Source organism: [Limnothrix rosea] IAM M-220 (assembly GCF_001904615.1).
In the GTDB taxonomy this organism is placed as follows: domain Bacteria; phylum Cyanobacteriota; class Cyanobacteriia; order Cyanobacteriales; family MRBY01; genus MRBY01.
The window spans coordinates 60582-72613 of sequence record NZ_MRBY01000018.1 but is presented as its reverse complement, the minus strand read 5'-3'; the positions used below and the strand labels follow the sequence as shown (position 1 = coordinate 72613).

15 protein-coding genes are annotated in these 12032 nt (G+C 45.8%); 6 read left to right on the top strand and 9 right to left on the bottom strand.

Annotation, left to right across the window (positions count from 1 at the left end; genetic code table 11):
- Positions 1–56: 56 nt before the first annotated feature.
- Entirely contained in the window at positions 57–1328 is a 1272-nt protein-coding gene (locus NIES208_RS09190) for a serine protease (RefSeq protein WP_139325024.1), read from the bottom strand.
- Between the two features lie 2 nt (positions 1329–1330).
- The gene (locus tag NIES208_RS09185) at positions 1331–1639 is read right to left on the bottom strand and encodes a CU044_2847 family protein (protein ID WP_075891965.1); all 309 of its coding nucleotides are present in this window, start codon (positions 1637–1639) and stop codon (positions 1331–1333) included.
- A gap of 98 nt (positions 1640–1737) precedes the next feature.
- Here NIES208_RS09185 and NIES208_RS09180 point away from each other — a divergent pair, with 98 nt between their 5' ends.
- Entirely contained in the window at positions 1738–2589 is an 852-nt protein-coding gene (locus NIES208_RS09180) for a class I SAM-dependent methyltransferase (RefSeq protein WP_225875281.1), read from the top strand.
- A 151-nt stretch (positions 2590–2740) separates the two neighbouring features.
- Here NIES208_RS09180 and clpP read toward each other — a convergent pair whose 3' ends face one another.
- The 5 genes from clpP to remA form a co-directional block, all read right to left on the bottom strand.
- Positions 2741–3340, bottom strand: a complete 600-nt coding sequence (gene clpP / locus NIES208_RS09175; protein ID WP_075891961.1) for an ATP-dependent Clp endopeptidase proteolytic subunit ClpP — start codon at positions 3338–3340, stop codon at positions 2741–2743.
- Positions 3341–3523: 183 nt separating this feature from the next.
- A complete protein-coding gene (locus NIES208_RS09170; RefSeq protein WP_075891959.1) occupies positions 3524–3919 on the bottom strand; it encodes a type II toxin-antitoxin system VapC family toxin in 396 nt (131 codons plus the stop codon).
- A complete protein-coding gene (vapB, locus tag NIES208_RS09165; RefSeq protein WP_075891957.1) occupies positions 3920–4138 on the bottom strand; it encodes a type II toxin-antitoxin system VapB family antitoxin in 219 nt (72 codons plus the stop codon).
- A gap of 83 nt (positions 4139–4221) precedes the next feature.
- Entirely contained in the window at positions 4222–4773 is a 552-nt protein-coding gene (gene gmk / locus NIES208_RS09160) for a guanylate kinase (protein WP_075891955.1), read from the bottom strand.
- A 35-nt stretch (positions 4774–4808) separates the two neighbouring features.
- Positions 4809–5081 (bottom strand): extracellular matrix/biofilm regulator RemA, encoded by a 273-nt coding sequence (gene remA / locus NIES208_RS09155; RefSeq protein WP_015134336.1) that lies wholly within the window; start codon positions 5079–5081, stop codon positions 4809–4811.
- Between the two features lie 224 nt (positions 5082–5305).
- Here remA and NIES208_RS09150 point away from each other — a divergent pair, with 224 nt between their 5' ends.
- The gene (locus tag NIES208_RS09150) at positions 5306–5623 is read left to right on the top strand and encodes a hypothetical protein (RefSeq protein WP_075891953.1); all 318 of its coding nucleotides are present in this window, start codon (positions 5306–5308) and stop codon (positions 5621–5623) included.
- A 368-nt stretch (positions 5624–5991) separates the two neighbouring features.
- Positions 5992–7485, top strand: coding sequence for a UDP-N-acetylmuramoyl-L-alanyl-D-glutamate--2,6-diaminopimelate ligase (locus NIES208_RS09145; protein WP_075891951.1), 1494 nt, complete (start codon positions 5992–5994; stop codon positions 7483–7485).
- A gap of 166 nt (positions 7486–7651) precedes the next feature.
- On the opposite strand, the gene NIES208_RS09140 is transcribed toward NIES208_RS09145, so the two are convergent.
- Entirely contained in the window at positions 7652–8227 is a 576-nt protein-coding gene (locus NIES208_RS09140) for a Uma2 family endonuclease (protein ID WP_075891949.1), read from the bottom strand.
- A gap of 294 nt (positions 8228–8521) precedes the next feature.
- Between NIES208_RS09140 and NIES208_RS09135 the strand changes: the two genes are divergently transcribed.
- Both NIES208_RS09135 and NIES208_RS09130 read left to right on the top strand, forming a co-directional pair.
- Positions 8522–9079, top strand: coding sequence for a GNAT family N-acetyltransferase (locus tag NIES208_RS09135; protein ID WP_075891947.1), 558 nt, complete (start codon positions 8522–8524; stop codon positions 9077–9079).
- A gap of 221 nt (positions 9080–9300) precedes the next feature.
- Entirely contained in the window at positions 9301–9804 is a 504-nt protein-coding gene (locus NIES208_RS09130; protein WP_075891945.1) for a hypothetical protein, read from the top strand.
- Between the two features lie 91 nt (positions 9805–9895).
- Here NIES208_RS09130 and NIES208_RS09125 read toward each other — a convergent pair whose 3' ends face one another.
- Positions 9896–10552 carry a hypothetical protein gene (locus NIES208_RS09125; RefSeq protein WP_075891943.1) on the bottom strand — a complete coding sequence of 219 codons (657 nt, stop codon included), beginning with the start codon at positions 10550–10552 and terminating at the stop codon, positions 9896–9898.
- Between the two features lie 204 nt (positions 10553–10756).
- Between NIES208_RS09125 and NIES208_RS09120 the strand changes: the two genes are divergently transcribed.
- Complete coding sequence (locus NIES208_RS09120) at positions 10757–11866, top strand: S-(hydroxymethyl)glutathione dehydrogenase/class III alcohol dehydrogenase (protein WP_075891941.1); 1110 nt, start codon at positions 10757–10759, stop codon at positions 11864–11866.
- Positions 11867–12032 lie beyond the last annotated feature (166 nt).

The following is a 12032-nucleotide window of genomic DNA, read 5'->3' as shown; positions in this document are numbered from 1 at the left end:
CACCACAAGCCAGTAAATACATCCTTTTCACTGACTTTTGCGTAATGGATAGCTTATTAAGGGAGGCAATCTTCTTTATATCGATTATAGAGTTGGTAACAAGCCTCCATCACCTTTTGGGGATGTCCCTGAGTTTGCAACAAAATTTCGATGATGTCCCGCTCAGAAAATCGGATAGGCGTTGCAGCTAAGCGTTTATCTACAAAGTGTTTTACATATTTTTCCTCCCAACCTGCAAGAAATTCATTAATACAAATATTTTGAAGCGGTGAAACTCGACCTCGCGCGTCAGGAAATAACTCATCAAGATTGACAGAGGCTGCAACTACCAACTTAAAAGGGGCATCATGTCCCAGTGATAAGGCTCGTAATTGAGAGCGAATTTGAAAAGAAAAATTTTCTTCAGCAAGCATTTCCACATCGTCGAGGAGTAATAAAAAGGATTGCTTCGATCTGCGTAAAGCCCTTTTTAAGTTGCTTGCTTTTGTATTTTCAATATCCATGAGCAAGCATAATTCCTCATAAAAATCAGCATTATCAATCAGGCTTTGACAATCCAAATAAACCGGACGACGGTACTGATTGAGCTGGGATTTGGAATGGTGGGCGATCGCCTTCAAAAACGAAGACTTACCGACTTGCCTTTCCCCAATAATCGCCACACTACTGCCACTGTTGAGAATTTCAAAAACACTTCTGAGTTCCTTTTCTCGCCCAAAAAACTGATCCGGCAAATCAATGCGACCAGACCTCGGTAAAAAAGGATTTTTAGGAATTTCGAGGATGGTAGGTTTTAGCTCAGGAAACAGTCGCCACACCAAACTTACAGGCACAGCCCGACCGCCTAGCGCATAGTCCTCATCGCGAGTTGACTTGACCACACCACAAACTTTCTTTGTTCGAGCATTGACCAATGGCGCGCCACTATAGCCCGGTTCCACCTGCCCGTCTTTGAGCTTAATGAGCGATAAACTCCCTCCTGTAAACCCTTCAAATTCCAGCGTTAATGGATCACCTTGAGGATAGTTTTTAGGGAACCCAAAGGTCTTCAACTGCTCAAAATCAGTCACATCATCATCTAAAAATACCCAATCATGGTTAGGTGAATTCACAGATAATAATGCCAGATCCACATCTTTGTTTGGTATTTGAACCTGAGTAACTGTATGGCGATCGCCCTGCCAGATAATCGACAAATCCGTTTCATTCTCGATCACATGACGACAAGTGAGCGCAACACCCTGAGCAACGAAAAAGCCTGTTCCGTTCGGCTCCTCATCCACGTCAATGCGTACCACACAAATTTCCCAGTCGAGGGTTTGACCCAAACCTATTCACCCCATTCCAACGTGATTTTGAGATTTGCCTGAGCCGTATCGTCCACCAACAATGCTAAAGCTTTACCTGATTCGATCCCCACCTCAAGACCAAATTCCACGGTCACTTTTTTCGGTTTTGTTTGATCTAATGTTTTTTTAATTCCCTTTGCTATGCCGCCGATCACATTAGTGACAGCTTCAAATTTGAGGGCATCCCCAATCGAGACATCTTGTTCGCCTCCTTGAGATTTAGCGCGAACCAAAAACTCTGTTTGTTCATCCAGTTTTACGGTTACAATTTTTGTCTTTTCCCTAGCCATCAGATTCATCGCAAAAACATCACCTAACCTTAGCTCGGAATAGACCCTAACAAAACACTTACTCGCTACAAAAATAGACCATCATTTCAGCAAAATGTATGACAATAGTTGCTGTCCGGTTATGCACAGGTCGAATGTCAGAAGCTTACATCCACGGTTATGATCCAGAAGAACAACAGCGCCTCGTCAAACAAGCTGAATACTGGCGCGATCGCCTTTTTTTTCCGAGTTTAGAACTTGCCCCGAACGCAAAAATTCTCGACATTGGCTGTGGCGTGGGGGCAGTACTGGGCATCATTAGCCAAAAATATCCCGACTTAACCTTTGCAGGCATTGATCTCCAGCCACGCCAAATCGCCTTTGCCACGCAATATCTGACGGAATTAGGACTAAATTTTGACCTGCGAAACGGTGATGCTTACGACTTATCTTGGGCGGACAATACTTTCGATTTTGCGCTGACTGTCTGGCTTTTAGAACATGTCCCAGAAACAGCAGGTATTTTGCAGGAAGCGTTGCGTGTCCTTAAACCAGAAGGCCAAATTTGCCTGTTAGAAACTGACTACCAAAGTTTACTCATTCACCCACCTCACCCAGATTTTGACTACTTTCAAAAAGCCTTGTGCGAACTATTTTTTGTGGCGAATGGTAATGCCTACGTCGGTCGTAGTTTAGGGGCAGATCTAGTACAAGCAGGTTTTACTGAAGTCAAAAATGAGGCGATCGCCCTGCACCACTGGCAAACCCCAGAAAATGATGAGCTAGGAGCTTTAGTAAATCATCTCGACACTTGGATTAAGCTCATGATTCCGCAAATGGTGGAGAAATTAGGAAAGGACGGCGATCGCCTCGAAAACGGTTTAGAGCATTTCCGCAATGTCCCAAATAATCCTTTGGGTTCCATTACCCTCAATATTTACCGAGCGACAGCAACAAAACCTGCCGAATAAAAAATCCCCCTTATTTTAGGAGGATTCAGAAAAATTTTTATCATGGTCATTTTAGACATTGATGAGACAACTAAAAATCTCAAGTCCCCGTTTGTAAGGGGGATTTAGGGGGATTTTATGTCTCAGGCTAAATCTAAAAGGTCATAAATATCTATGCAGGAGGGTTAGTCGCAGAAGGACTCTTATCAATCACCTGATCGATTAAGCCATAATCTTTCGCTTCCGCTGCGGACATAAAAAAGTCACGGTCAGTATCCACTTCGATCTTGTCGAGGGGTTGACCCGTGTGATCGGCGAGGTGCTGGTTGAGCTTACCCTTGAGATACAAAATTTCTTTCGCTTGAATTTCAATATCTGTTGCCTGACCCTGTGCACCACCGAGGGGTTGGTGAATCATGATACGGGAGTTGGGTAGACTCATGCGCTTACCCTTTTCGCCAGCACTGAGCAGAAATGCACCCATACTGGCAGCCAGACCAATACAAATAGTGCAGACATCGGGACGAACTTGGTTCATCGTATCGAAGATGCCCATACCCGCAGACACAGAGCCACCGGGGGAGTTGATGTAGAGATAGATATCTTTTTCAGGATCGTCCGCTTCGAGGAACAGAAGTTGCGCCACGATGAGATTGGCGATTTCGTCGTTCACCTGCTGGCCGAGGAAAACGATTCTTTCCCGCAACAAACGGGAGTAAATATCAAAGGCACGTTCACCGCGACCTGAGCTTTCGATAACGGTTGGAATCATGGGGCTGTTCGCTCGTTTTTCTTATCTTATTTGTCTGATTGTAATAGATTCGGCTAACCCAGGGGATACGGCTACTACGAAATACTTTACGAGAAAATGCTGGCTTTAAATATTGAAAATGATTTGGTTGGACAAGATGAGACTCGTCGCCTACACCGAAAACAAATGTTTCAGTTGCTGAAGTTAATCCAAGTAAAGCCTAAAGCCTTCTAAATCATAAGTTCTGAACTTAGAATCAGCGGTCACCAAAGTTAGAGAGTGCTGTATTGCTTGGGCAATGAGGATTCGGTCAAAGGGATCGCGATGTTTTTTGTTTAAAGGCAGGTTTTTGTAACGGACTAGATCATCACGACTTAGGTTCAGTTGATTGATGTTGAGAAAATCTACTTGCTCCAAAATCTCGTCATAGCTGGAACTGTTTGGTAGTTTGCCAATATTGAACTTAATCGCTATTTCCCAGAGACTAGCAACGCTTAAGTGCAAATTATTTCTCTGATCAAGGATTGCTCTAATCTCAGGATTTAATTGCTGATCAGCGGCTAAATACCAGAGCAAAATATGGGTATCAAGGAGGTACATTTACATGTACTCCGACAATTCTTCTAGGGGTTCGTCAAAGTCATCAGGAACTACTAGTTTGCCTTCTAAACTGCCGTAGCCATATTTTTTCTCTGTTTGTTGAGCTGATGTCTGGGAGTTGTTTGAATATTTTTGAGCAAGGAACTCAATAAAGTCTTCCACTTGCTTTTTGAGTCCTTCTGGTAAAGTATTGTATTTCTCAAGAATCAAAGGATTCATCTTGTTCCTCCTGACAATATTTTTAAGGTTCGCTCAAAACCATTGTTCCACTAAACATTTTCAAAAAACTGGGGTATTTTGCCTCAAAAAATAGCGGCTTCAATCTCGGCGATCGCCGCCTCTAGGTCATCATTGACGATTTGGTAGTCAAACTCTTCGCTAAGTTCTAGCTCCTCTTTGGCGCGGGTTAGGCGTTTCGCAATCACTTCTTCTGAATCTGTGCCACGCCCTTGCAAGCGTTTTTCTAATACTTCAAACGATGGCGGCAGAATAAAAATACGTAATGCATCGGGAAAAATATGTTTAACGGAATTTGCCCCTACCACCTCAATTTCGAGCAATACAGAATTGCCTTGGGTGGTTTGAGCCGCCACAGGCGGTAACGGCGTACCGTAATAATTTCCAGCGTATTCTGCCCATTCTAATAATTCTTTTGCCGCAATCATCGCTTCAAATTCGGCGCGGCTCTTAAAAAAATAATCTTTACCATCGACTTCTCCAGTGCGGGGCTGGCGGGTTGTAGCGGAGATCGATAAAAATAGCTGATCGTGGCGAGCGAGCAATTCACGGACAATGGTTCCCTTGCCAACGCCGCTAGGGCCAGTGAGGACAATCAGTTTTCCGGGGGTAGTCATGGATGCAATTCAAAAGTTACGGCGCAATCATCACCCTAAACTTTAGCATTGGCGATCGCCCCGTCCTTCTGCACCACGAAACGGTGGGCAACAGTTTCTGGCTGAATCGCCGAGAGCACCACGTGACTAGAATCGGTAATAATCACCGCGCGGGTACGTCTACCATAGGTGGCATCAATCAGCTGACCGCGATCGCGAGCATCGCTAATAATGCGCTTAATGGGAGCAGATTCGGGGCTAACAATCGCAATCACTCGGTTCGCAGAGACAATATTACCGAACCCAATATTTATTAGTTGAATTTCCATAGAACCTTTCAGCCTTCGCTAGCACTCATCCGCAAGATGTACAGGTCACAACCTAATGGTAGCGAGAAATAATTGGGATAGACAACGAGATAAGGGCAAAAATAATATAAATCCCTTGATTTTTACAGATGTTTACCCACTGCACGAGTTATCTCGCCTATCTTTAAGCTATATGATGCATTTTTCATTGCATTTCGTGAAGCGATCGCCCTCGAATTTGACCTATGAGCCGCCGCCAAGTTTTAGAACAGGAATATGCTGATTTTGATCTCGCCGATGTCTTTCGCATTGCCTGCGAGATGAGTATCGATATCACCAAACCAGAGCCGTGGTTACGGGTTTATTACAACACAGTCAGTCGCTGGGGAGTTGGCTTCATCGGCCCTGAATGGCAACCCGCTTTTGTCCATGCTCTAGCTGAGTTAATTCGTGAACGGGTGAATGATCCCGACAGCATTTGGAAATGGGAAACACTGCCAGAAGGAGCCGAAGAACTGTGCGAGCAAGACGAAAAGATTATTAGCCAGTTGTTTGCGCCTTAGAGGTAAGGCGGAGAGTGAGAGATGGGAAGACGCGGCGAAACGGCGAAGGAGGAACAGGAGAGGGAAAGAAATAGGGTGAGTGGGTGAAATAAGGGGAGCGCCAAACACATTACATTCATCAACAAGATTTTTAAAGATTAAGTAATAATCTCGCCACACTTATCTTCAAATTATCTCCGCGTCTCCGCGTCCCCCTTTCTCTACGTCCCTCTTTCCTTGTGTCTTCTGCTCTCTCCCCGCGTCCCCATAACCCCTTCCCTTCCCCGCGTCCGCCTAGGGATAGAATTGGGATAAACTGCTACTGAAATTACAGAATTCCCCTTTTGTCAGACTAAAATCAGGGAAATCAAAGGGTTTGGAGGCAAATCATGCAACTAGGTGAACTTCTTGGGCAAGTATCTGTTATCGATGCTTTACCAGACCATCCTGTCTTAACTCAAGAGATTAAAGGGCTTACGACAAATTCCCAAGGAGTCGTTACGGGAGATTTATTTATTGGTTTGCCCGGAGCAAGGGTTGATGGGGGAGAGTTTTGGCAAGGGGCGTTAGATAGTGGGGCGATCGCCGCCGTTATCTCCGCAGAAGCTGTTGAAAAGTTCCCTGCTAAAAACGGTGAATGTGTCATTGTCACCAGCGATCCCATCATTGCCTGTGCCGAAATTGCTAATCTCTTTTACAAATTTCCCACCCAATCTCTAAAACTTGCTGGTGTGACAGGCACGAACGGTAAAACTACTATCAGCCACTTGATTGAATTTTTCCTCCAGCAAGCGAAAAAGCCTACTGCTCTCATCGGAACGCTCTACACCCGTTGGGAAGGCTACGAAAAAATTGCAACCCACACCACGCCTTTTGCTGTCGATCTCCAGAAGAATTTTGCCAAAGCGGTCAAAGCTGGTAACACCCACGGTGTCATGGAAGTCAGCTCCCATGCCCTCGATCAAAAGCGCGTTAAGGGCTGTGAGTTTGATGTGTCTGTGTTTACAAATCTGACGCAGGATCACCTCGATTATCACAAGACGATGGAGGCTTATTTTCAGGCGAAGGCGCTTCTTTTTAGTGATGAGTATTGCAAAGGTCGGGCGATTATTAATATCGATGATCAGTACGGCGCAAGGTTAGCCCACAAGCTCGGCGATAAATGTTGGGGCTATAGTTTGCAAGATCAAGATGCGGCAATCTTTATGGATCGGCTGGAATATACAGCCACTGGTGTGACGGGTCGCCTCAGAACTCCAGAAGGCACAGCGCAATTTTCATCGCCTTTAGTCGGTCAATTTAATCTCGAAAATGTGATGGCTGCCGTCGGTGCAGGTTTAGCGTTGGGTTTAGACCTCGAAAAAATGTTAGAGGTATTGCCGAAATTTATGGGTGTTCCCGGTCGCATGGAACGGGTACAAATTTCTGAGGAGCAAGATATTAGCGTCATTGTGGACTATGCTCACACGCCCGACAGCCTCGAAAATCTCCTTAAAGCTTCTCGTCCGTTTATTCCCCGCAAAATGATTTGTGTGTTTGGGTGTGGCGGCGATCGCGATCGCACCAAGCGTCCGTTGATGGGCAAGATTGCAGCAACCAAATCAGACTGGGCGGTGGTGACTTCTGATAATCCGCGCACCGAAGATCCGAAACAAATTTTGGCGGATGTGGTGGAGGGTATCCCCGAAGCGATTCAGTTTCTCGTCATTCCCGACCGAGCGGCGGCGATTCACCAAGCGATTCTCGAAGCGCAACCCGGCGATGGGGTATTAATTGCGGGTAAAGGTCACGAAGATTATCAAATTCTTGGTACTGAAAAGATCCATTTTGATGATCGTGAAGAAGCTCGCAAAGCACTGGGCGATCGCCTAAAAACTGCCTAAGTGAAGAAGACACGGGGATGTGGAGACATTGGGATACGGAGATCTCGAATTTTATCTGATTGTATTCTCAGAGTTGTATATCTCTTACTCACACTTTCTCCGCGTCTCTCCGTCTCTCCCTCGCCGCCTCATCACTATTGTCTACGCTCACCTCAGCTCAAATAATTTACCAAAGTTCGCTTAATTCGAGTTCAAAATTGGTGAGGATATCTTCTCCAGACAATGTGTTGGGAGCCTCTAAGGTTTCCACTGCTTGTCCTTGCCGATAAATCTCCACTTGGCGATCGCCGCGATTAATCAGCCAGCCTAGACGACAGCCATTTTCCATATATTCCTGAAGCTTGGCGCGAGTTTGATAAACCACATCGCTAGGAGACATTAACTCCACCGCAAAATCAGGACACAGAGGCAGATATTTTTCCCGTTGCTCTGGTCGCAAGGCTTCCCACCGCGACTGTTCTACCCACGACATATCCGGCGATCGCGTTGCACCACTCGGTAAAATGAAACCTGTGGAAGAATCAAAACATTTCCCTAATTTGTATTGTCGATTCCAGAGCCATAGCTGACCATTCATATCAAAATTAATGCGACCCGTTTCTCCACCAGTCGGCGGCATAACAACCAATTCTCCTTGGGCAGTGCGTTCAAGTTTGAGGTCAGGATTTGTCTGGCATAGCTGCAAAAATTGCTCATGGCTCAACGTAGCGACTGGATTTAGATCGAGCGTAATGGCTGTCATTGGCTTACCCTACATGTCCTTGGCTACATTCTAGCAACGCCGATTCAATTACTAATTGAGATGAAGGCGATCGCCCAATACTTCTATCCTCAAATGCAACAGAAAAAAGCCCGCCGAGCAATTAAAAGCTGACTCGCAGGCGATGGGTGAAGTGAAATTGTTGCCCATACTCTTATGTCGTTTACGGTCATAAAAGTTATGCAACCTGATCCAGACTTCCTTGCTAACGTGGATGAAAAGATACTTTATGGCGGCGATCGCCGCCAACTCACCTAAATTTATTTCGATATCTCCATGTCCGATACCTCACCTCAAACTCAAGCCACTGTCCACATTCGTTTAATGGACATTGACGATATTGCGCCAATTTTTCACCTAGGAGAACAATTATTTGCCAGTGATTTGTACCCGTCGCTGTATCGTCTCTGGGATCAGTGGGAAGTGACGGGAGCCTACAATACCGACCCTGATCTTTGCTTTGTTGCGACCGTAGCAAATAAATTTGCAGGATTCATTCTCGGCACGCTAGTCGAAAAACAAGAAAGCACCTATAGCTATATCCGTTGGCTGGGCGTAGGGCCTGATTTCCACCGCATGGGCATCGCCAAAAAACTCTTAGATCGCTTAATCGAGCGGACGATCGCCCAAGGAGCCGACACCGTTTTGATGGATACAGATCCAGCCAATGAAGCCGCCATTCGTTTCTTCTCAAAGCAAGGATTTCGCAATCCCCGCGAACATGTTTATCTCACCCTCGATCTAACCAGCCATGACTACTACGGCAAACTTCTAGAATATGAGCGGGATCGCGCCGAACAATTAACCCAGATACTGCGTCACCGCTATCAGTGAAAGGCTAAAAAAGATTAGACATCCCCTGAGATTTGGCTTGCGGCAATGGCGATCGCCCCAGATTTGATCTGAAATCTTATTTAAACTTTGGTCTGTTGCAACAATAAAAGAAAAAATCACCTAACTAATTTACAAAAAGAACACCCACTTTTTTCCGTCACTTTTTTCCGTAAAATCTCTTTGCAAAACTGAAGTTTCGGGAAGTTGCTCACGCCACGAACATGATTAGAGCTAGCCAAGACTTATTGCACCTATACCGCCCTATTGAGATTGATTTACCGATAGATATGGCGATCGCCCAGAAGAACATTACCCGCGCCCTGCAAAATGATTTAGTACTGTCAAAAAAATATCAACTTACTCGCTATTACTGGGGACATGGCGAACAAAATAAAGTCCGTCTTGTCGGGCCGAGAGCGATGAAGCAATTTTGCTTCCGGTTTGAAGGAAAACTAACGGGCGGCGATCGCCAAACCAAACTTATCGGAACATTACGCCTCCGCAACCAAGATTTTCACCAAGTTGCTTTTGCTGCACTATTAATAACCGTATTTTTATCTGCCCTTTTACGGTGGGGAGCCATCACTGTTATGCCTCTTTTTCTGGGATTTCTCTACGGCATGGTGCAGTGGCATTTTCAGTGCTACGCCAAGGAATATCAACATATTTTGACTAGCCTTCTCTCCGGCGAAAAACCCACATTGATTGATTTATGGGGTAATTAAAAAGTGGCGAGCATCAAATCAATCAATAAAAATAAAAAATCCTCCTCACTGAACACAGTAGAAGGATGTAATGTTTTTGCAAACTGTTTTTTTATTCGGCTGTCTCCGGTGCGGCCTCCGGTGTTTCAACTTCCTCGGTAGATTCTGGTGTTTCCGACGGGGCGATCGCCAAAGATTGAGTGATCTCCTCAAGGATCGGTCTGCTCTTGTCCCATTCACTAGGGAAGGCAACTTGGAGGGTGACAGCCAGTAATTCTGGATTGTCTTTAAACTCCACAACCGTAAATTTGTAGTAAAACGCCGAAGTATCTTTTTCGCCGGAAAAGACCGTTGTCGTCACAATTTTGTCGGGTAAGTCAGTGGTGGTTAGGGGCTGAATTTCGGTGAAATTTTCACGCTTACTACTGAGGTCTTCCACCTGTAGCTCTAGGATCGCCTCCGCATCAATTGCCGACGCAAAATCATTGGTGTTGTACAGGAAAACTCCTGTATTCATCCGCTGATTGTTTGAGAAATACTGTACGTCATAGGGATATTCGTCAGGGTTTTCGTACCACCCCTTGGGAAAATTAAGACTGACGGCACTATCAGTAATGACAACCGTTTGGGTATCTTTCGCTGGTGCTTTAGGTGCTCCCTGCTGTGCTGTGGCATTCTCTCCCCCCGCTTCTGTCGGTGCTGTATCCGTGCCACACCCGGCGATCGCCAAAAGGCCTAGGCTTGCCGCCCAGATAAATTTTTTCCGCATTACTACGAGACTCCTCACACAAATAAAACTAAATACAGATCTTGTTCCTTGTACCACGGTGTTTTTACCGAGACAGTGATTTGAAACAAGGGCGATCGCCACAACTTTTTTCTAACGTAACTTATCAATGCGGTAGCCCGCCTAAGGTGCGATCCCTCGGTACATTAAAAACTAGAGAAGATCAGTGAAGGATTATTGAAACCCATGGATGTTAAAGCGGCGATCGCCCACTCTGCCCAAGCACCCCTCACCATCGAAACAGTGCAATTAGCACCACCCAAAGCCGGGGAAGTTTTAGTCGAAATTAAAGCAACAGGTGTTTGCCATACCGATGCCTACACCTTGTCAGGGGCAGATCCAGAGGGGTTATTCCCGGCAATTCTCGGCCACGAAGGCGCAGGGGTTGTTGTGGAAGTCGGCAAGGGCGTGAAAAGCCTTAAGCCCGGTGACCACGTGATTCCGCTGTATATTCCAGAATGTCGTGAATGTGAATATTGCCTTAGTCTCAAAACCAATCTCTGTCAGGCCGTGCGAGCCACCCAAGGCAAAGGCCTAATGCCTGACGGCACAGGACGCTTTTCCAAAGATGGTGAAACAATTTTCCATTACATGGGCACATCCACCTTTGCCAACTACACCGTTGTCCCTGAAATTTCCCTCGCCAAAATCCGAAAAGATGCCCCCTTCGAGAAAGTCTGCTACATCGGCTGTGGTGTCACAACGGGCATTGGTGCGGTGATCAATACCGCTAAAGTTGAAGTGGGGTCTAAGGTAATAGTTTTTGGTCTTGGTGGCATCGGTCTAAACGTGATCCAAGGCGCAAAGATGGTCGGCGCAGATATGATTATCGGCGTTGATCTTAATGACGATAAAAGGGCGATCGCCGAAAAATTTGGCATGACCCATTTCGTGAATCCCCAAGAAATCGAAGGAGATTTAGTCCCCTACCTAGTCGATCTCACCAAAGGCGGCGCAGACTATACCTTCGAATGCATTGGCAATGTAAAAGTAATGCGCCAAGCCCTCGAAAGTTGCCACAAAGGCTGGGGCGTTTCCACCATTATTGGGGTTGCCGGAGCAGGACAAGAAATTAGCACTCGTCCTTTCCAGCTCGTTACTGGACGCGTGTGGCAGGGCACTGCCTTTGGTGGCGCGAGAGGCCGCACCGATGTCCCAAAAATTGTGGACTGGTATATGGATGGCAAGATCAATATTGACGATCTCATTACCCATGTCATGCCCATCGAGCAAATTAATGAAGCCTTTGATCTGATGCATAAAGGCGAATCAATCCGCAGTGTTGTCACCTTCTAATCAATGACAACAACAAATTTACCTTTCCTGAGGAGAGTAACCGAAGCACGAAGGGTTTTTACAAGCTAGGTGCGTACTCAAACTTTTATCTCTCACTGTCTCAAGTGAAGGAATCCCAAATTATGTGGAATATCCTGTAGCGTGCGTTAGCAAAGCGTAACGCACT

What these genes read in the sequence shown, in the direction of transcription:
- NIES208_RS09185 (WP_075891965.1), bottom strand. Translation starts at nt 1,639, where the DNA reads ATGGCTAGGGAAAAGACAAAAATTGTAACCGTAAAACTGGATGAACAA.
- NIES208_RS09180 (WP_225875281.1), top strand. Translation starts at nt 1,738, where the DNA reads ATGACAATAGTTGCTGTCCGGTTATGCACAGGTCGAATGTCAGAAGCT.
- clpP (WP_075891961.1), bottom strand. Translation starts at nt 3,340, where the DNA reads ATGATTCCAACCGTTATCGAAAGCTCAGGTCGCGGTGAACGTGCCTTT.
- NIES208_RS09170 (WP_075891959.1), bottom strand. Translation starts at nt 3,919, where the DNA reads ATGTACCTCCTTGATACCCATATTTTGCTCTGGTATTTAGCCGCTGAT.
- vapB (WP_075891957.1), bottom strand. Translation starts at nt 4,138, where the DNA reads ATGAATCCTTTGATTCTTGAGAAATACAATACTTTACCAGAAGGACTC.
- gmk (WP_075891955.1), bottom strand. Translation starts at nt 4,773, where the DNA reads ATGACTACCCCCGGAAAACTGATTGTCCTCACTGGCCCTAGCGGCGTT.
- remA (WP_015134336.1), bottom strand. Translation starts at nt 5,081, where the DNA reads ATGGAAATTCAACTAATAAATATTGGGTTCGGTAATATTGTCTCTGCG.
- NIES208_RS09150 (WP_075891953.1), top strand. Translation starts at nt 5,306, where the DNA reads ATGAGCCGCCGCCAAGTTTTAGAACAGGAATATGCTGATTTTGATCTC.
- NIES208_RS09145 (WP_075891951.1), top strand. Translation starts at nt 5,992, where the DNA reads ATGCAACTAGGTGAACTTCTTGGGCAAGTATCTGTTATCGATGCTTTA.
- NIES208_RS09140 (WP_075891949.1), bottom strand. Translation starts at nt 8,227, where the DNA reads ATGACAGCCATTACGCTCGATCTAAATCCAGTCGCTACGTTGAGCCAT.
- NIES208_RS09135 (WP_075891947.1), top strand. Translation starts at nt 8,522, where the DNA reads ATGTCCGATACCTCACCTCAAACTCAAGCCACTGTCCACATTCGTTTA.
- NIES208_RS09130 (WP_075891945.1), top strand. Translation starts at nt 9,301, where the DNA reads ATGATTAGAGCTAGCCAAGACTTATTGCACCTATACCGCCCTATTGAG.
- NIES208_RS09125 (WP_075891943.1), bottom strand. Translation starts at nt 10,552, where the DNA reads ATGCGGAAAAAATTTATCTGGGCGGCAAGCCTAGGCCTTTTGGCGATC.
- NIES208_RS09120 (WP_075891941.1), top strand. Translation starts at nt 10,757, where the DNA reads ATGGATGTTAAAGCGGCGATCGCCCACTCTGCCCAAGCACCCCTCACC.